The organism is Bradyrhizobium sp. Ses1, assembly GCF_059512365.1.
In genome coordinates, this window is record NZ_JCAMOQ010000045.1 from 61,548 (window position 1) to 78,880 (window position 17,333).

17 protein-coding genes are annotated in these 17,333 nt (G+C 61.9%); 10 read left to right on the plus strand and 7 right to left on the minus strand.

The genetic code is table 11. The features are described 5' to 3' along the window. Positions 1-328 precede the first annotated feature (328 nt). Positions 329-1,123: a DUF899 domain-containing protein gene (locus AC5ZG5_RS34785; protein WP_456645435.1), complete on the plus strand. Its 795-nt coding sequence runs from the start codon at positions 329-331 to the stop codon at positions 1,121-1,123. A 16-nt stretch (positions 1,124-1,139) separates the two neighbouring features. On the opposite strand, the gene AC5ZG5_RS34790 is transcribed toward AC5ZG5_RS34785, so the two are convergent. Beyond that, complete coding sequence (locus tag AC5ZG5_RS34790; RefSeq protein WP_130226722.1) at positions 1,140-1,655, minus strand: DUF992 domain-containing protein; 516 nt, start codon at positions 1,653-1,655, stop codon at positions 1,140-1,142. Between the two features lie 263 nt (positions 1,656-1,918). On the opposite strand from AC5ZG5_RS34790, the gene AC5ZG5_RS34795 reads away from it, so the two are divergent. Beyond that, a complete protein-coding gene (locus tag AC5ZG5_RS34795) occupies positions 1,919-2,131 on the plus strand; it encodes a hypothetical protein (protein ID WP_130226723.1) in 213 nt (70 codons plus the stop codon). 135 nt (positions 2,132-2,266) lie between these two features. Here AC5ZG5_RS34795 and AC5ZG5_RS34800 read toward each other — a convergent pair whose 3' ends face one another. Next, positions 2,267-3,817, minus strand: a complete 1,551-nt coding sequence (locus AC5ZG5_RS34800; RefSeq protein ID WP_456645434.1) for a serine hydrolase domain-containing protein — start codon at positions 3,815-3,817, stop codon at positions 2,267-2,269. An 823-nt stretch (positions 3,818-4,640) separates the two neighbouring features. Between AC5ZG5_RS34800 and AC5ZG5_RS34805 the strand changes: the two genes are divergently transcribed. The 3 genes from AC5ZG5_RS34805 (at position 4,641) to AC5ZG5_RS34815 (ending at position 8,031) form a co-directional block, all read left to right on the plus strand. Continuing rightward, on the plus strand, positions 4,641-6,047 hold the full coding sequence (locus AC5ZG5_RS34805; protein WP_456645433.1) for a selenium-binding protein SBP56-related protein: 1,407 nt from the start codon (positions 4,641-4,643) through the stop codon (positions 6,045-6,047). Continuing rightward, positions 6,044-6,718 (plus strand): hypothetical protein, encoded by a 675-nt coding sequence (locus AC5ZG5_RS34810; RefSeq protein ID WP_456645432.1) that lies wholly within the window; start codon positions 6,044-6,046, stop codon positions 6,716-6,718. Before AC5ZG5_RS34805 ends, AC5ZG5_RS34810 begins: the two co-directional genes overlap by 4 nt. A 143-nt stretch (positions 6,719-6,861) precedes the next feature. Next, positions 6,862-8,031, plus strand: a complete 1,170-nt coding sequence (locus AC5ZG5_RS34815; RefSeq protein ID WP_456645431.1) for a LysM peptidoglycan-binding domain-containing protein — start codon at positions 6,862-6,864, stop codon at positions 8,029-8,031. A gap of 33 nt (positions 8,032-8,064) precedes the next feature. Here the strand turns inward: AC5ZG5_RS34815 and AC5ZG5_RS34820 are convergent, their stop codons facing one another. Both AC5ZG5_RS34820 and AC5ZG5_RS34825 read right to left on the minus strand, forming a co-directional pair. Further along, positions 8,065-8,439, minus strand: a complete 375-nt coding sequence (locus tag AC5ZG5_RS34820; RefSeq protein WP_456645430.1) for a c-type cytochrome — start codon at positions 8,437-8,439, stop codon at positions 8,065-8,067. Positions 8,440-8,531: 92 nt separating this feature from the next. After that, on the minus strand, positions 8,532-8,699 hold the full coding sequence (locus tag AC5ZG5_RS34825; protein ID WP_165435279.1) for a hypothetical protein: 168 nt from the start codon (positions 8,697-8,699) through the stop codon (positions 8,532-8,534). Positions 8,700-8,887: 188 nt separating this feature from the next. Between AC5ZG5_RS34825 and AC5ZG5_RS34830 the strand changes: the two genes are divergently transcribed. Both AC5ZG5_RS34830 and AC5ZG5_RS34835 read left to right on the plus strand, forming a co-directional pair. After that, the gene (locus AC5ZG5_RS34830) at positions 8,888-9,763 is read left to right on the plus strand and encodes a bifunctional helix-turn-helix transcriptional regulator/GNAT family N-acetyltransferase (protein WP_496165491.1); all 876 of its coding nucleotides are present in this window, start codon (positions 8,888-8,890) and stop codon (positions 9,761-9,763) included. Positions 9,764-9,865: 102 nt separating this feature from the next. Beyond that, a complete protein-coding gene (locus AC5ZG5_RS34835; protein ID WP_456645428.1) occupies positions 9,866-10,957 on the plus strand; it encodes an amidohydrolase family protein in 1,092 nt (363 codons plus the stop codon). Positions 10,958-11,019: 62 nt separating this feature from the next. On the opposite strand, the gene AC5ZG5_RS34840 is transcribed toward AC5ZG5_RS34835, so the two are convergent. Both AC5ZG5_RS34840 and AC5ZG5_RS34845 read right to left on the minus strand, forming a co-directional pair. Further along, positions 11,020-11,610, minus strand: a complete 591-nt coding sequence (locus AC5ZG5_RS34840) for a MarR family winged helix-turn-helix transcriptional regulator (protein WP_051397018.1) — start codon at positions 11,608-11,610, stop codon at positions 11,020-11,022. A 373-nt stretch (positions 11,611-11,983) separates the two neighbouring features. Next, on the minus strand, positions 11,984-13,564 hold the full coding sequence (locus tag AC5ZG5_RS34845; RefSeq protein ID WP_456645427.1) for a porin: 1,581 nt from the start codon (positions 13,562-13,564) through the stop codon (positions 11,984-11,986). A gap of 251 nt (positions 13,565-13,815) precedes the next feature. On the opposite strand from AC5ZG5_RS34845, the gene AC5ZG5_RS34850 reads away from it, so the two are divergent. Together AC5ZG5_RS34850 and AC5ZG5_RS34855 are read left to right on the plus strand one after the other, a co-directional pair. Next, on the plus strand, positions 13,816-14,304 hold the full coding sequence (locus AC5ZG5_RS34850) for a MarR family winged helix-turn-helix transcriptional regulator (RefSeq protein WP_456645426.1): 489 nt from the start codon (positions 13,816-13,818) through the stop codon (positions 14,302-14,304). Positions 14,305-14,322: 18 nt separating this feature from the next. Further along, positions 14,323-15,282, plus strand: coding sequence for a LysR family transcriptional regulator (locus AC5ZG5_RS34855; protein WP_456645425.1), 960 nt, complete (start codon positions 14,323-14,325; stop codon positions 15,280-15,282). A 58-nt stretch (positions 15,283-15,340) separates the two neighbouring features. Here AC5ZG5_RS34855 and AC5ZG5_RS34860 read toward each other — a convergent pair whose 3' ends face one another. Then, on the minus strand, positions 15,341-15,631 hold the full coding sequence (locus tag AC5ZG5_RS34860; RefSeq protein ID WP_456645424.1) for a hypothetical protein: 291 nt from the start codon (positions 15,629-15,631) through the stop codon (positions 15,341-15,343). A gap of 314 nt (positions 15,632-15,945) precedes the next feature. Between AC5ZG5_RS34860 and AC5ZG5_RS34865 the strand changes: the two genes are divergently transcribed. Continuing rightward, entirely contained in the window at positions 15,946-16,767 is an 822-nt protein-coding gene (locus AC5ZG5_RS34865; RefSeq protein WP_456645423.1) for an aminoglycoside phosphotransferase family protein, read from the plus strand. The last annotated feature ends 566 nt before the right edge of the window (positions 16,768-17,333 follow it).

The following is a 17,333-nucleotide window of genomic DNA, read 5'->3' on the forward strand; positions in this document are numbered from 1 at the left end:
CTCAAATAGACAAGTCTTGAGATAGCAGAGTCTGCATCAAGCCATACGGCACATCAAGCAAGGGGAGCTGGTGAGGCCGCTCCCAACACCTTATGGCAGCGCACCAATAGTGCGTCAGTGACACTTCTGCTTCTGGGCCCCAAGCCACAATCGAATCGACGGGGGAATGTCTGCCTCGCGCATGGCGGCTGCAATCAGCGACTCGAACCGAATAGCGCCACACTTGTTACTCTCACCGTTCGATTTCCGCTGCCAACTTGCGGCGAATGGAATCGCGCCTCACGCCACGAGGCCGCGAATTCGTCCAAATCAGGAGGTTTCCGGAGCCATGAACACATCGACAGAGAACGGACGGAAAGGCGGCCAGCGCGCCATGCACACACCACCGGTCGTATCGCCGCGGGAGTGGGAAGCGGCCCGCCAGCAGTTGCTCGTGAAGGAGAAGGCGCAGACCCGCGCCCGTGACGCGCTCGCCGCCGAACGCCGGCGCATGCCGTGGATGGCGGTGGAGAAGTCGTATACGTTCGAGGGGCCTGCGGGCAAGGCCAGCCTGCTCGACCTGTTCGACGGCCGGCGTCAGCTCATCGTCTATCGCGCCTTCTTCGAGCTAGGCGTGTTCGGCTGGCCCGATCACGCCTGCCGCGGCTGCTCCATGGTGGCCGATCAGGTCGCCCACCTCGCCCATCTGAACGCCCGTGACACCACCCTCGTCTTCGTCTCACGCGCGCCGCAGGCGGACATCGCGCGGCTGAAGGCGCGGATGGGCTGGCAGATGCCATGGTTCACCATCACTGATGGCTTCGACGCCGACTTCGGCGTCAACGAGTGGCACGGCACCAACGTGTTCTACCGCAACAGTGACCGCGTGTTCCGCACCTACTTCATCAACAACCGAGGCGACGAGCAGATGGGAGGCACCTGGAACTATCTCGACATCACGCCGCTGGGCCGGCAGGAGGTCTGGGAGGACTCGCCCGAAGGCTATCCCCAGACCCCGACCTACAAGTGGTGGAACTGGCACGACAACTACGTCGCCGACGCCGCACCCGACAAGACGTGGGTCGAAGTGTCCGATGCCGGAGAGAAAGCATTCCGGAACAAGGACGCCGACACGCAGCAATGAGTTGGGCTCGTTCCAGTCACTGAGCCCTGCGACGTGCAGGCGGCGCAGCGGTCGGCCGAAGCTCCATGTTGGATACGCCCGCGGCGATATTCAGGCCCGTCTGCGCCTGCACGGACAGCGGCTGCAAGGTGACCGTGCGGTCCGAGCCTCCGACCAGGACGTTGGCGCCCACGCCGGCGCCGACTGTGCCGCCGGCGGTCGCCCCCACATAGGTTCCCGCCAACGCGCCGCGGCGCAGTGTCGTCGGCGCAAAAACCGCCCATGTCAGTTGGCCGCCGGATGTGGCGCCGATGTCGAGCCCGAGCGTGCTGACGGTGCCATCATAAGGCTCGCGTGCTCTGCCTCTCGCCGACGTAAGGATGCAGCTCAGCTGCCGCTGTCCCCCGACGATCATCCCGACCCCTGGCGATATGCTGCAGGTGAGTGTGCCGACTTTCGTTCGTCCAGCCTCTTGAGCATTAGCCGGAGCGATGCCGAGCGCGAGCGCCAGGACACCTGCGGTTGCGATTCCGTTCAGCGTTGCTTTGTTCATGGGTCGCCCTTCATTGAAGCATTCCAACGGCACCCTCAACGCGGACAATGTCGTGATGTTCCCGCTCCTCGCAACGTCGAGGTGTAAGCGCGTTCGGAAATCGCTGCGCAAGACATTTGCAGCCGCGAATTGACTTCGTTCGCTTGCCCGCGACTGGACGCTCATGATGAACAGGTGTTCATGAGCGTGACCAAATCGTCACGGAAGTTTCGTTGAATGGCCTTGCCGATCGCCTACGTTTCCTTCGAACGGGAGGACTTTCCATGAAGCAATCGCAGCATCTCTTGGATAACGCGGTGATCTGTTCAAAGCTTGCAAAGCGGACAACTGACAAGCAGACGAAAATTTACTTCAAGCGCTTGGAAGATTCCTGGAGGGCCCTGGCGCGCGAGCAGGACTGGCTCGATGGAGAAATCACTCCGGTCGAAGTATCCAGGCTTCGCCGCCGGACCGGCGTCGCGCAGTCCCTGTCGTGACGCTGAACGGACTGAATTGGCTCCTTGGTCGGCGAGATAGTCATGACCGTCTCGTCGACCAAACCGATGCGAATACTCGCGCGGCTTACGCTCCATCTGTTGCAGGAGCGGGCCCGCCATCGCAGCGGGCTGCATTCACTCGGTGCTCTCGCCTCGCAGCTCCGCTTTGAAGCCGTCGGTGTTCTCGAAATTCACCTTCACTTTGTCGCCGTCGAAGGTCAGCGCCCAGGTCTGGATTTCGCCATGCCCCAGGATCCGGCGCTCCATCACAAATGTATGGTCGCCGGTCCAGCGCCCTCTTGCGGCGTTGATCCCATACTGCGCCGGAGGGCTCTTGCGATAGGTTCCGTCCAGTCCGACCAATCCTGTGAACCGGCCATCTGACTTGTCGGTATAGGTCGTGATCACCCAGGACGAATCCGTGTCGTAAAAATTCAGCGTGAAACTTTTCAACCGCAGCCTGTTGTCGAAGAAATGATAGGCCTTTCCCGAAATCGCCTTGGCCAGCTCCGGCGTGCCGCCGATGGCGTACGGTTTTTCGGCCGCGGCTCGGCGTATCGCGTCGGTTAACAACGCCTTGGCGAGGGGGTTCTCGGGCAGCGGCTTGTCGGATTTGACCGCGCCCGAGATGTCGTCGATCAGCCCGGAGGTCGAATAGAATTCGGTGTCCCGCAGGGCGCCGGTCATGACGACGATAACATCCAACCTCGGTATGATCAGGATCAATTGCGAATGCCGTCCGCGCGCCATGTAGGCGCCCTTTTCGGGATAAGACCACCACAGGTTCCCATAGTGGAATCCAAACGTCGCTGCGACGGGCCCGGACTTCGCCCTCTCGACCCATGACGACGGGATAAGCTGTTTTCCCTCCCACTGCCCGTTGTGAAGATACAGGTAGCCGATCCTGGCCATGTCGTGAGGCGCGAGATACAGGCCCGCTTCGCCGTCCGTCACACCCTGCGCGTCCACATTTCCCCATCGGGCACTGTGGATGCCAAGCGGTTCGAACAGCTCCTTCTTTGCAAAATCGAAGGCGCTCTGCCCGGACTTCCTGTTGACGAGCGCGGACAGCAGATAAGGGTTGCCGCCATTGTAATTGAACGTGGCACCGGGCGCGCCAGCCATCGGCTGGTTCAGCACGAAGGCCGTCCGATCGGGGCTCTCGTACATCTTCATGATGGTCTCGCCGGGGCGATACGCCTTCTCCAGCCATTCGATGCCTGACGTCATGTCGAGAAGGCTTTGCACCGTGATCGCCTTTTTCCGGTCATCGACGTCTTGGATTTGCTTGTCTGAAAACAGATCGATGACCGGGTGATCAACGCTATCAAGCTCGCCCTTTTGCAGCTCAATAGCGGTCAGCGTGCCGACGACGCTCTTGGTCACTGATCTCAAATCGTGGCTGACCCCGGCGATGTACGGAGCGTAGTAGACATCAGCGACGATCTTGCCGTGACGAATGATCGTCAGGCTGTCCTGCTGATAAGTGCCGACATTCTCTATCAGCCGGGCAAGACTCGCTGAGTCCATCCCCTGTTCTTCGGGGCTCGACGTCTGCCAGGATTTTGTCGGCCAGAGGACTTCCTGAGGACCTTCACCGTCAGTTGCGGCATCAAGCCGGTTGGATGCGCCAAAGAACTGAAAGCTCGCGACCAACGCGACAAGCGTCAGCATCTTGAAACGCATTGGACCCCTCCCGGTTCACGCCTCTCGCCGAACTCTGCTGTTATCAATCATAGATTGAAATCTGCGCCAGATCGAGCCCGAATGAACGCGGGCTTGGCCATTGGCAGCTTGCGCGTCCCAGGCGTGCGAGTATACGCCCCGAACGATGATCCGGTGCAGACAGCGCCGGGCGTCAGATCCGAAATGAGTGCCTGATCTGTCTCAGCATTGACAGCGCAGCATCCGTGTAACGGCCTGCGTAGCAGTATTGATCGAACTGCGATGCACCAAGCAGCAGCAAAACCGCAATTGCGAAGCCCTTGAGCATAGGGGCCTCCTTTGTGGAAGAGACCGCCAACCGGGCTGGTCCGGGTTTCAGATCATTCCGGAATTCACTGTCGCTCAAGCATGAGCCGGAAGCGTGACTACCGCCTCCCCGAAAAAATCATGCTCAAACTAAGAAGCTAAAGCGGGATCACAATTCGAGAAGAAGTCATCACTCTTCAGTCGCGACCACTTGCAATGACGACAGCTTGGCAGGCATTCCTAGCCGAAAGCTGAATAAGCTTGGTTGACGGAAGAATACCGGAATCACAGAGATACTTGCCCATTCGGCGTGACCCCGAGCGTAGTGCGACGCTCCGCAGCTGTCGAAGAACTCCGCGGCAGGGCCCAATCGCCGCACCGCTGTCGCCCACAAGCATATTCCGCGCAGGCGCGCGATGCCGTAAGCTGGCGCTGCCAACCCTCGCCCGTGGAGCCCCGATCGCAAGTCCCAGAACAAGCCGTTTCCTCGCTCCGACCGTCCGAGCCGTTGGCCCAAGCCGAAATAACGGAGGAAGTCATGACGATGAGACCGGACCCAACGTTCCATGCGTCGCCGAAGCTTGCCATGGAAGCGCCGCCGGAGAATTTTGCCTACACGCTGTTGCTCAGCCCCGATTTCTCCAAGCCCGACGCGCTCGCGGTGATCGACGTCAAGCCGGGCTCAAAGACCTACAGCCAGATCGTCCATACCGTGACGATGCCGAACAAGGGCGATGAATTCCATCATTTCGGCTGGAACGCCTGCTCCTCCGCGCTGTCGCCGCTCACGGGACACGCCTTTGTCGAACGCCGCTATCTCATCATCCCGGGACTGCGATCTTCGCGCATCTATGTGATCGACACAAAGCCATCGCCGCTCGAGGCAAAGATTCATAAGATCATCGAGCCCGAGGAAGTGTTCGACAAGACCGGCTACTCGCGGCCGCACACGATCCATTGCGGGCCGGACGGCATTTATGTCTCGACGCTCGGCGGCAGCGGCAAGGACGGCACCAAAGGGCCTCCCGGCATCTTCATCATGGACTGCGAAACCTTCGACGTGCTCGGGCGCTGGGAGATCGATCGCGGCCCGCAGACGCTGCATTATGACTTCTGGTGGAATCTGCCGCGCGACTACATGGTGAGCAGCGAATGGGCGCTGCCGCCGCAATTCGAGAACGGCGTCGTGCCGGAAGATCTGCTGTCGAACAAATACGGCCACAGGCTGCATTTCTGGGACCTTCGCGCCCGCCGCAACGTGCAGACCCTCGATCTCGGCGCCAACCACCAGATGGCGCTCGAGGTGCGTCCTGCGCATGATCCGGTCAGGGAATATGGCTTCGTCGGCGTCGTCGTCGACACCACCAATCTCGAAGGCTCGATCTGGACCTGGTGGCGCGAGGGCGGCAAGTTCCACATCGAGAAGACGGCGACGATTCCGGCCGAGCCCGCACCGAAGGAAAAATTGCCGCCGCTGTTGCAGGGCTTTGGCGCGGTGCCGCCGCTGGTGACCGATATCGATCTGTCGATGGACGATCGTTTCCTCTACGTCGCCTGCTGGGGCACCGGCGAAATGCGCCAATACGACGTCAGCGATCCCAGGAAGCCGAAACTTGCCGGCTCCGTGCATATCGGCGGCATCGCGCGCCGCACGCCACACCCCGATGGAAAAGCCTTCGCCGGCGGCCCGCAGATGGTCGAGATCAGCCGCGACGGCAAGCGCGTGTACTGGACCAACTCGCTCTATTCGAGCTGGGACGACCAGTTCTATCCCGACGGCGTGCCGGGCGCCAAGGTGATGGCCAATGTCGGGCCGCAGGGCGGGCTGGAGCTCGCCCGCGACTACTTCGTGAGCTTCCCCGATGGCTACCGCGCGCATCAGATCCGCCTCGAAGGCGGCGACTGCTCGACGGACTCCTTCTGCTATCCGTCGGTCTGGAATTGAACGAGGCAGACACGCCCATCCTCTGGCTCTGGCTTGGCATCGTCGCGAGCGGCCTCTATCACGGGATCAATCCCGGCATGGGCTGGCCGCTCGCGGTCGCCGCGGGCCTGATGGAGAAATCCCCTCGTGCACTCGTCAGTGCGCTCTTGCCGCTGTCGGTCGGTCACCTCTTGGCAATGCTGCTGGTGCTGTTGCCGTTCGCGCTCCTGATCGCGCTGGTCGAGTGGCAGCGCCCGATCCAGGCCGGCGCCAGCCTGTTGGTCATCGCCTTTGGCGTCACGCGACTGCTCAGGCCTCGCCATCCGCGCGCACTGGCACGGATACCGCCGAGACAACTTGGCCTGTGGTCGTTCGCGGTCGCGATCGCCCATGGCGCCGGGCTGATGATCTTGCCGCTCTATCTCGGGCTCTGCCTGCCTTCCGGCATCCATGACGGCCACGAGGCGGCGGCAGGCGTCGTCAACCAGAACCTCGCGATGGCGCTGCTGGTCGCCCTGGTCCACACCGCAGCCATGATCACCGCCGGCGGATCCCTGGCGTGGCTGGTGTATCGTTATCTCGGCGTGAGGTATGTGGCGAGAAGCTGGTTCAATCTGGAGACGGTATGGGCCGTGAGCCTGGTCCTGGTCGGCGCCATCGCGCTCGCGATCAATTTGGCGGATTCGCACTGAGGAACGCTGGCGGATTAGGTCAGCCTGGCTGACCAATCTACCAACCGATTTGAAGGCTACTTGATGGACTGAACAGATGGGAGCACTGTTCCCGCTATGCTGCGCCTCGCGCCATCAAGCGATTCGGCCAACGGATGAACATCATGAGCGCCACGTCGATAAGCCGAATGGTCGTGCCGATGCTGGCATTTGCCATCGCCGGCGTCGTCGCGCTGTTCTTCCTCATTCCTCCCGCGCGGCAAACGCCACCGGTGGACACCAGCTCCGCCACGACGTCTGCGCCTGCAGCGCAGGATTCGGCATCGGACAAGCGCGATCAGGCACCATCGGCTCTATCGGCCCTGCAATCGGAGGCGGCCAACCTCGCAACAGCGCTTACCGGCCCGCCTCCCGCGCCGGGTAGCAACGACGGCATGCCGGAGTTCGACGTTGTCCGCATCGAGCCAACAGGCGAAGCCGTGATCGCGGGCCGGGCGACGCCGGGTGCGACGGTGGAGCTGCTCCGCAACGGCGAATTGCACGATCGCATCGTAGCCGATCAATCGGGACAATTCGCCATGATCCCGCGTCCACTGCCGCCGGGGAATTACGATCTGACGCTGCGCGTCAAGCAGCCGGACGGCAAGGAGACCGCGTCCAAGCAGAGCGTCGCGGTGGCGCTCGAGCCTGCCGGGAAGGAGCAGCCGATCGTAGCGCTGATAGCGCCGGATAAACCTGTGAAGGTGCTCTCGCAGGATCCCGCCCCGACGCCGGGGGCGGAGCGCGTGATCGTCGTGGAAGCGGTCGAGACCGAGCCGGGCGGAAAGCTCCGTGTCAGCGGTCGCGCGCATCCCGGCGCCGCGGTGAGACTCTATCTCAACGACAGCTTTGTCACCGCCGTGACGTCGGACGACAACGGTCGCCTCTCCGTCGCGATCAATGCCGGCGTCGCGGCAGGCAATTACCGGATCAGGCTGGACGAGGTGGAGGCTGCTTCAGGCGCCGTCCGCGCGCGCGCCGAGGTGCCGTTCAACGTTCCGAGCACATTGACGACTGCCTCCTTGCCGGCGCAGGCCAAGCCCTCGGAAGCTGCCCCGACCAAGCTGGCCGCTGCCCAGACGACCGCTCCGTCCGACAAGGGCTCGCCCTCCGCCGTGGTGGTGCCGAAGATCACGACCGCCACCGTCTCCCGCGGTGACAGCCTCTGGCGCATCAGCCAGCGCGCGTTCGGTGCGGGGCAACGCTATGCCGTCATCTACCGGGCGAACAAAGAACAGATCCGCAATCCCAACCGCATCTATCCCGGCCAGATCTTCGTCGTGCCGACGCACTGAAGGCCCGCCCGCGCGACGACGGGAGCTGCGGACTCATGGGCCGGACGACTTCAGGAAAGCGATAATCTTCGCCTTGTCTTCGGCGGACCGGACTCCGGTATAGGGGGTCATGCCGTTGCCCGGCACCAGTGCATCCGGATTTTGAATGAAGCGTCCGAGCTTGTCTTCGTCCCACACGAAATCGGCAGATTGCATCGCCTCGGAGTAGCGATAATTCGGCAGCGAGCCGGCCTTGCGGCCGATAATGTTGTGCAGGTGAGGACCGAAGCGATTGTCACCCTCTTTCGTGGTGTGGCAGGTGCGGCAGGAATTGTTGAACAGTTGCTTTCCCGATGCGCCCGCGTCCTGCGCCATCGGCTGCCCGGAAACAAATGACGCGAGCAGCAACGTCGTCGCGCCGAGGGCCATGATCAACTGCCGCTTCATTCGCGTGACCTCACGGTAAGACAACGGCGCCAAAGGCAGCGCGCGGCGAGGATACGAGAAGACGTCAGTGCGTGCTACGCCTTGATATCGACGGCAACCGCGTCGCGCTCGACCTTGTTCTTGGCCGCGAAGACGTCAAGGACGGCTTCGTTGATGACACGAGGCGGGGCCTTTTCCATCTGATGGGCGAGAAGCTGAACCCTCGCCTTCGTCACTTCGACAGGTACGGGGTAGATGAGCATGCTGCACCTCCGGTGCGGAGGCTGCGCTTGCAGGTGTTTACGGATTGTTAAGAGGTTGGGTTAACGGGCGCGGTAAGTGCCTGCTGGCGAGCCCGGATCTGGCGAACGACATGACGCAGTGCGCAGGGCTTCAGCCCAGATCTCCCGCCGGATTGACAGAACAATTTATCTGACTAAAGTCAGATATCATGCCGCTCGATCCCATCGCGCGTGTCCGCCGCTTCAACCGTGCCGTCACCTCCGAGGTGGGCGCCCTCGACACCTCCTTTCTCGGGCGCGGACGCCCGCTCGGCAGCGCCCGCGTGCTCAACGCGATCGGGCATTGGCAGTCCGATGTCGCGGCGATCCGCGACTATCTCGGCCTCGACTCCGGCCTAATGAGTCGCCTGCTGCGCGGCCTGGAAGACGAAGGCCTGATCGAGACCGTGCCGCATCCCGAGGATGCACGGCGGCGCGTCGCCCGGTTGACCAAGGCCGGCCGTTCCGAATTCCGCGCTTATGAAGCGCTCTCCAACGCCCAGGCCAAAGACGTCCTGGCCCGCCACTCGCGGCAGGAAGAACTTCTGCGCGCGATGGACCTGGTCGCTTCCGCGCTCGGGCGCGGCCGCATCGTGCTCGAGGAAATCGACCCGAGGCGCGAGGACGCCAGATATTGCCTCGGCGAATATTATGCCGAGCTCGCGCGCCGCTTCGAGCACGGCTTCGACGTCTCGCTGTCCCGCGATCCGGAAGCCGTGGACATGATCCGCCCGCGCGGCGCGTTCCTCGTCGCGATGTCGGATGGCCTGCCGATCGGCTGCGTCGGGCTGAAGGGCGGTGGCGGCGAGATCGCGGAAATCAAGCGGCTGTGGGTCGCACCATCAGCGCGCGGCCTTGGGCTCGCACATCGTCTCATGGGGGCCGCCGAGGACATCGCGCGCGAATTGTCCATCAAGGTCCTGCGTCTCGATACCAACAGCGCGCTGCCGGAGGCGCAGCGGCTTTACCGCAACAGCGGCTGGAACGAGATCGAGCGTTTCAACGACGATCCGTATCCGGACACGTTCTTCGAGAAGCGCCTCTGAAAAGTTGCCGCGGTTGCATTTTGTGCGCACCGGCTGCCTTGTTGAGGCCGCGTTTTCTACCTTACCTTGCACACTTCAAAAATAGAACTGGGAGGAACCCGCGTGACCACCCGTCGAAACTTCTTGAAGGGCGGCGCTGCCGCCAGCATCATGTTCTGCAGTTGCGGCCTGTTGCGCAGCGCGCACGCGCAGCAGCCGGCGCGCCAGACGCTGCCAGTCAGTGTCAGCGGCAAGCGTGTGAAGACCATCGACGTTCACGCGCATTGCCAGATCCGGGAAGCCGGCGCACTGCTGGGCAACGATGCCAGCAAGATCCAGGTGCCTCCGGTGCGCGGCGCCGAGGAAGCCTTCATCAATCTCGATCAGCGGCTGGCGGCGATGGACGCGCAGGCGGTCGACATGGAAGTGCTGTCGATCAATCCGTTCTGGTACGGCCGCGATCGTGAGCTCGCCGGCAAGATCGTAGAGATGCAGAACGAAAAGCTGGCCGAGCTTTGTGCATCCAAGCCCGAGCGTTTTGCGGCCTTCGCGTCGCTGACGCTGCAGGCGCCCGATCTCGCGGTGAAGGAGCTGGAGACGGCGGTCAGGAAACAGGGGCTGAAAGGCGCGGCGATCGGCGGCATGGTCGAGGGCATGCCGTTTTCCGATCCCAAATTTCACCCGGTCTGGGCCAAGGCTGAAGAGCTCGGCGTCCCCTTGTTCATCCACCCGCAGGGGATCGCGGAATTGAACAAGCATCTTGCCGGCAACGGCTGGCTCTCCAACCTCGTTGCCTACCCGACCGAGACCAGCATCGCGCTGGCACACCTGATCTTCGAAGGCACGTTCGATCGCTTCCCCGGCCTGAAGATCATCGCCGCGCATGGCGGCGGCTATCTACCTTCCTATGCGGATCGTGCAGATCACGCTTGCCTGGTCAGCCCGGCCAATTGCAATCCCGACATCAAGCTGAAGAAGCGGCCGACCGAATATCTCAAGCAGATCTATTTCGATTCGCTGGTGTTCACGCCGGAGGCCATCCGGCATCTGGCCGCGCAGGTCGGCGCATCCCAGCTCGTGCTGGGCAGCGACTATCCGTATCCGTGGCAGTTGCAGCCGGTCGACCACGTCTTCGCATGCACGTCATTGAGCGACGAGGAGAAGGCCGACATCCTCGGCCTGACCGCGGCGAAGCTGATCAACGTCCAGGCGTGATCGTCAGCCGCAGCGAAAACGAGAAACGGCAGCGATGGTCACAGCACGTTCGCGGCGAAGGCTCAGACGCTGCGGACTTGCGCTCCGTTCCGACGGACGCGCTCTTCGTCCGGACAATCCCGCCCTGCAAGTTTCCAGAGGCAGGAGAGAATCACCTTTGCCTCGGTTTCGTCGAGCCGCGCCATGATCCTTTTCTGATGGTCCCGGGCGCGCCGTTGCAGCACCTTCACGAGCTGATGGCCGCTCTTGGTGAGATGGATCTGTCTGACGCGGGCATCTTGCGCGACTTGGGTCCGCTTGGCTAGCCCGCGCTGTTCCAGGCTGTTGAGGGTCGGAACGATCCTCGGGCGCTCCACTTCAAGGCTCTTGGCGAGATCAGCCTGGTTGATGCCGGGGTTCTCCGCCACCACCACAAGCACCAGGAATTCCGCAGCCGTTACGTCGGACTCAGCGAAACACTGAAGAATTCCCTCAAACACCGCCAATTGTGCCCGATGGAGGGCATAGCCAAGGGAATCGTCAAGGTAAGACATTTCTGCTGGTTCAATATGCTCGCGGGACAGGATGGGCATGACCGACGGCGCCCCCGACTGCTCCTTCTGGAAGCGACCCTGGAGCGCCGACAGGGCGCGGGATGCTGCATCGGCCGCCATAGGAAACGCCAGAGCGAAAATCGAAATTCACCGGCCGGTTCTGCATAAAATATGAGCAAAAGCGGAACACGCGCAACAACAATATGTCGCGCGGACACCATGTCACGTGAATAATATGTCATCTCAAAGGAAAGACCTCCGGCGGGGCATCGCCGGAGGTCCCTGGAGGTCAACACGAAGATCTGTTTGCGGCAGGTCTCTGTTGACGTTGGCTAGAGCATGATCCGGAAAAGTGGAAACCGGTTTCCCTCGCGACAAACGCGAGGCGTTTGCGCGGAGATCATGCTCAAACAGATAGATGGACCATGATCCGATTGGTCTAATCGGATCATGATCTGGAGCCGCAGACGAGCTGCGCTGCGGCTCTTTGTCCTCAGAAGTTACGCTGCGCGCGGAGCTGGAGCAGGTAGGTATCCTGGTCCTTGAACTCGTAGCGGGCCGAAGGCTTGGGCGCCGACGGGCCCAGGACGGCGGAGCCCTGGAAGCTCTGGTCGAGGTGGAACCACTGGAATTCGGCCGAGAAGGTCAGGTTCTTGACCGGGGTCCAGCGGGTGACCGCGCCGAGCTGCGAGACGTTGAAGTCGGGATTGCAGACGTAATTCGCGCTGACCGCCTTGGCCGGCGTGGTGTAGTTGAGGCACATGAACGCCTTCGCCGCACCATCATACCGGACCGCCGAATAGCTGCCGAAGAGGCTGGTCGACCAGTACGGATCCCAGTTGTGGTTGAAGGCGCCGCGGACGCCGAAGGCTTCCGTCAGATGCAACGATCCGTCGCCACCGGCCGCGACCGGCAGGTAGACGCCGTCGGTGGTGGCACCGAAGCCGATGCTCTGATAGGCGCCCGCGCCGCCGCCGCCGAAGATCGCAAAGCTCGGCGAGGACGACGAGGTGGCGATCACGTACTTGGTCGCGCCCTTGGCGTAGCTGACGTCGAACTTGATGTCGTCGCCGGGGCCGGTCGGGATGTTCTTGATGTTCACGCCGATCATCGCCGCACCACCCCACTTGGTATCAGGGTGACCGGAAAGCTCGGACGCTCCGGTCGGTGCCGCACCCGGCAGACCCACGCCGCCGGCCGGTGCGCCGAGTGCGTTGAGCGTGTTGTAGGAGCCGCTCACTTCATGCGCCGCGGCCGAAATCTGGAACAGACCCCAAGCCTGGTCGATGCGGATGTTGCCGACCACGTCAGGCGCGTGAACGCCCGCATAGGCGTTGCCCGTATTGAACGTCGCGTTCAGAGGCAGCGACAGGTTGTAGACCGCGGTGCGATCCCAGACCGTCGGATCATCCAAGCCGATGCTGGCCGAGATGCCGTTGCCGAACTGCGCGGTGTACTGGATGTTGTTCACACCGGTGTCGGTGTTCTGGCCGCCGAGCAGGTTGGAGTTGATGTTGCCCGGGAAGCCCTGCCACGGAGTAGCGTAGGCGGAAGCAGACTTACCAAACGTGAAACCGGCAAACTGAATGAAGACGTATTCGACCGCGACATAGCCGCCGCCGGGAGTGTCGAGCAACTGCGAGCCGGCAACCGGCAAGCCGGTATTGATCGAGTTCGGGTTGTAGGTGCTGCCGCCGAGCGTCGAGAACTGGAAGTCGGCCTGACCGAAGGTGCGGACCACGCCATATTCGGTGGCGGTGCGTGTATCGATCGTCAGCGCCATACGGGAACGAGCGGCGAAGTAATCGCGATAACGGTTCCCCTGACCGATATCGCCGTTCCACGCCGGGGTGCCATGGATGCCGCCGTTGAAGGTCGCGTCCACGCGCAGATAGCCACCGATCTTCATGCAGGTGTCGGTGCCCGGGATGTACCAGAAGCCGGCGCCGTACAGCGAGCAAACCTTCACATATTCGACGGCCTTCGCCTTCACCGGAAGATCGGCCGCTTGCGCGCCCGCCAGAGTGATGAGGCTTGCGGCCCCACCAAGTACGAATGTCCTAACGACAGTCATTTTATTGCAACCTCCTGATCTGACGGACTGGTGTCAGTCGAAGCGGAACGAGCGGCCTGAGACCCATCGCTCTCGCGTAATGCCCAATTACAAGTGTCTCAAGCTGACGGAAAATTTATCGCGTCGAGCCAACCAGCCCCCTTGCCCGAGCATAAGTAACGAACTTATTTGTCATGATCTAGATAACACCATTATCAAATGACAACAAAATCGATCTTGTTGCAGCCAAGCTACACTCGGTGACATGACCAATGAACGGAGCAGATGTATTCGCAATGAGGAAGCGAGACTCTATTCGACAGTTTGGTCGGGAAATCGCGTCGCTCCACGCATCTCTTGATGAACTCTATCAGTCCTGGGCGAAAACGCTCGGAATCACCGGCCCGCAATGGAAGATCATGCTGATCCTCGCCGATGCCGCCGACGACAACGGGTTGTCGGTCGGCAACGTCTCGAAAATTTTGAACGTCGAAGCGTCGTTTGTCACAACGCAGTCAAAAATCCTTGAGAAAGAGGGCTTAATCCAGAGAAAGACATCGCGACGAGACGGACGAATCGTCAACCTGTCGCTGACGCATCGAGCGTTGGAGCATCTGGAAGGATTGGCACCGCGACGAGATTCATTGATTGAATTTATCTTCGCGGAGTTCGCGCCCGGCGAACTCGATGAGCTCAGTGGAAAACTATTCTCTCTCAAGGAAAGGCTGGAGAAAGCACGTCTGCAGGTGGCAGAGCCTTAGAGAACAGGCGCACCGGCGATGGACCTTCTCGGCAGCCTCGGCATTCTCGTACGCGTAGCGGAAGTTCTTTCGTTTTCCGCCGTCGCGCGCGAGCGTGATGTGAGCCAGGCCGCGGTCGCCCGCCAGATTTCGCAGCTCGAAGAGCACTTCGGCGTTCGCTTGTTCCATCGCACCACGCGAAAGATCAGCCTCACCGATGACGGACAGATGCTTGTCCTCCTCGCGCGACCGATATTGGACGGCGTCGAGGGCATGCTGACCGCCGTGGGACGACAGAGCGCCTCTCCCATAGGCCTGGTCCGCGTCGGCGTGACGGGGACCGCAGGTCGCTTCCTCGCGCGGCGTCTGCCCGAGTTGCTGGCGGATCACCCGGGACTGAAGGTCGAGCTCGTGGTGAGCGATCGGATCGGCGACATGATCGAAGATCGTCTCGATCTCGCGATGCGCGCCGGCGAGATATCAGATGCATCGCTGGTCGTTCGTCACGCCGGCACGATTTCGCGCGTCGCCGTGGCGGCGCCGAGCTATATCGAAAAGCATGGCGAGCCTTCCTTGCCCGCCGAACTTGCAGAGCACACCTGCATCGTGCACGCCACCAGCCAGAATTCGGATATGTGGACGTTCGTGACCAACGAAGGCACCCAGCAATTTCGCGTGTCGGGCGGATTCCTCGCCAATGACGGCAGCGCTGTGCATCTGGCCGCCAGAGGCGGATACGGGATTGCCTATCTCACGCTGGTCGACGTGTTCGACGATCTGCGCAGTGGCCAGCTTATCCGCGTCTTGAACAACTTCCCGTCGCCGAACATTCCGCTCAGCCTGGTCTACTCCTCACGCCGACATCTTGCGCCGCGCACGCGCGTGGTGCTGAATTTCATCCTGGAAGAGCTGCGAGAAATTCGCGCTTTGCTTTCCGAGGACCCGGGCGCGATCCGGAACCAGGGAAGCGACCAAAGCGCTCCAGCTCTCAGCGTGTGAAGCGCGGGCCGCCAAAGCGAACCCGCACTGTCGTTCGACATTCAGGACCGACGATGCATCAGTCGCAGCGAAGCTGCCGATTGTCCGCTGCAGCAACGGCTCGCGATCCGGATTTCTGAGACCGAACCCGCGGCGCGCATTGCGAAGCACGACCGCCTTCCATTGCCGCATAGGCGCTGGCGTCATTCACAAGCTTGTTTGCGCTCGCGCCGGAATTCAGCACGTCCGAGTTCGGGTAATAGAATGCCCGCAGGCCGGGCTCTTGAATCGCTTGCTGCGCGAACACCGGCGCCGCCGCCAGCGCCGAAAGCAGCATGGCCGAAGCGACTGATATTTTGAGGCTGGTCATCTTGTTTCTCCGTAACTGCCTTGGTGAGGATCACGGCAGCAATCATCGCCCGCGCAACAGCGTGGTTCTGGTAATCGCTTGAGGGACATGCCCGCCTGACTCGCAATGGCTGCAACTGATCTGACAGCAGAGCTATCGCGGAACACCGATTCGGAAAAAGCGCGCCGCGCTTGAAAGACTTGTGCGCAAATCGCAGAAATCGGCGCGTCGCCAAGCGGCGCAAGGGAATGCATCGCGCTCGTGCGAAAATAACGATGAATTACCTCTACACGACCGCGTGAACAACACGATAAACGCCGCTATACGCTCATCGGATGTTCGATTCATATCTCGCAAAATGGCACCTCGTCCCTGATGGCGAACCCATTGTCACCCATGCGGCGCGGCTGCTGCCGGTGCTACGGCACGGCGAACCCGCCATGCTCAAGCTGTCGTCCGAGGAGGACGAACGCCTCGGCGGCGCGGTCATGGAATGGTGGGATGGAGACGGCGCAGCCTGCGTGCTGGCGCGCGACGAACACGCGCTGCTGCTGGAGCGCGCCACCGGTCCGGCCTCTCTCAGCGACATGGCCCGAACGGGGCAGGACGATGAGGCCTGCCGCATTTTGTGCCGGACAGCCGCCCGCCTTCATGCGCCCCGCACCAAGGCCTTGCCGAAGCTGATACCGCTGGCGCAATGGTTTCGCGAACTCGCGCCAGCCGCGCGAACCTACGGCGGGATTCTTCCCCGCTGCACCGAGACGGCCGAAGCCCTGCTCCGCGATCAGCGCGACATCGTCGTCCTGCATGGCGATCTGCACCACGACAACGTGCTGGACTTTGGCGCGCGCGGCTGGCTCGCGATCGATCCCAAGCACATCATGGGCGAGCGCGGCTTCGACTTCGCCAACATCTTCACCAATCCCGATCTCGCCGACCCGACGCGGCCGGTGGCCACCGTGCCGGGCCGCTTTGCACGGCGTCTGGACATCATCGCAGAAGCCGCAAAGCTCGACCGGCTTCGCCTGCTGCGCTGGATTCTGGCTTGGACCGGTCTGTCTGCAGCCTGGTACTTGGGCGACGGCGATCCGATGGCGGAGATCGATCTGCATATCGCGCAACTCGCTGCGGCGGAGATCGATCGGATGGGTCGATGAGGAACTTCGCACCTGGCCTGAAGGTTATCGTGGGACATCATTGGGAGAAGCGAATGTCAAAAAGTAAGCTCTCCATGCTGATCGCCGCAGCTCTCGCACTCGCGCCACTTCAGGTGTTTGCGCAAGGCGTCGGCAGTCCACCGCCGCCCCGGCCTGGAGACCCGGCCGCTGCAACAGGCGCCGTGGGCGGAAGCGCGCCGCCACTCAAACCTGGAGCCCGGACCGGCGGTACCCCCGGCAGCGTGGGCAGCCCACCGCCACCGAGGCCTGCGCCTCCGAGCGATGGCAAGAAAGGCGACTAGCGCGCCAACGGCAGGGCATGCTGTTTTCCGTCGCGATGCATCTTGCCTTCGACTGTTCTGCATCTGACTTCATTTCGTTCTCAAGGAACGAATCGAAGCCGCGAACATCGGTCCGGACGGCGTCCTAACGATTGGTTTCCGCCGAACGTGGCGGCGTCATCTCATTGACGCTGCGTCGTAGCTTTGACTAGGGTCTGTACCTAATTAGCGCACTCTGATTCCCTTGGACCGAACTGATTCGGCACGGGGGACTTCGATGCGCAA

Bases quoted from the DNA above. Each gene is read 5' to 3' on its own strand.
- AC5ZG5_RS34785 (WP_456645435.1), top strand. From the start codon at position 329: ATGAACACATCGACAGAGAACGGACGGAAAGGCGGCCAGCGCGCCATG.
- AC5ZG5_RS34790 (WP_130226722.1), bottom strand. From the start codon at position 1,655: ATGAACAAAGCAACGCTGAACGGAATCGCAACCGCAGGTGTCCTGGCG.
- AC5ZG5_RS34795 (WP_130226723.1), top strand. From the start codon at position 1,919: ATGAAGCAATCGCAGCATCTCTTGGATAACGCGGTGATCTGTTCAAAG.
- AC5ZG5_RS34800 (WP_456645434.1), bottom strand. From the start codon at position 3,817: ATGCGTTTCAAGATGCTGACGCTTGTCGCGTTGGTCGCGAGCTTTCAG.
- AC5ZG5_RS34805 (WP_456645433.1), top strand. From the start codon at position 4,641: ATGACGATGAGACCGGACCCAACGTTCCATGCGTCGCCGAAGCTTGCC.
- AC5ZG5_RS34815 (WP_456645431.1), top strand. From the start codon at position 6,862: ATGAGCGCCACGTCGATAAGCCGAATGGTCGTGCCGATGCTGGCATTT.
- AC5ZG5_RS34820 (WP_456645430.1), bottom strand. From the start codon at position 8,439: ATGGCCCTCGGCGCGACGACGTTGCTGCTCGCGTCATTTGTTTCCGGG.
- AC5ZG5_RS34825 (WP_165435279.1), bottom strand. From the start codon at position 8,699: ATGCTCATCTACCCCGTACCTGTCGAAGTGACGAAGGCGAGGGTTCAG.
- AC5ZG5_RS34830 (WP_496165491.1), top strand. From the start codon at position 8,888: ATGCCGCTCGATCCCATCGCGCGTGTCCGCCGCTTCAACCGTGCCGTC.
- AC5ZG5_RS34840 (WP_051397018.1), bottom strand. From the start codon at position 11,610: ATGGCGGCCGATGCAGCATCCCGCGCCCTGTCGGCGCTCCAGGGTCGC.
- AC5ZG5_RS34845 (WP_456645427.1), bottom strand. From the start codon at position 13,564: ATGACTGTCGTTAGGACATTCGTACTTGGTGGGGCCGCAAGCCTCATC.
- AC5ZG5_RS34850 (WP_456645426.1), top strand. From the start codon at position 13,816: ATGAACGGAGCAGATGTATTCGCAATGAGGAAGCGAGACTCTATTCGA.
- AC5ZG5_RS34855 (WP_456645425.1), top strand. From the start codon at position 14,323: ATGGACCTTCTCGGCAGCCTCGGCATTCTCGTACGCGTAGCGGAAGTT.
- AC5ZG5_RS34860 (WP_456645424.1), bottom strand. From the start codon at position 15,631: ATGACCAGCCTCAAAATATCAGTCGCTTCGGCCATGCTGCTTTCGGCG.
- AC5ZG5_RS34865 (WP_456645423.1), top strand. From the start codon at position 15,946: ATGTTCGATTCATATCTCGCAAAATGGCACCTCGTCCCTGATGGCGAA.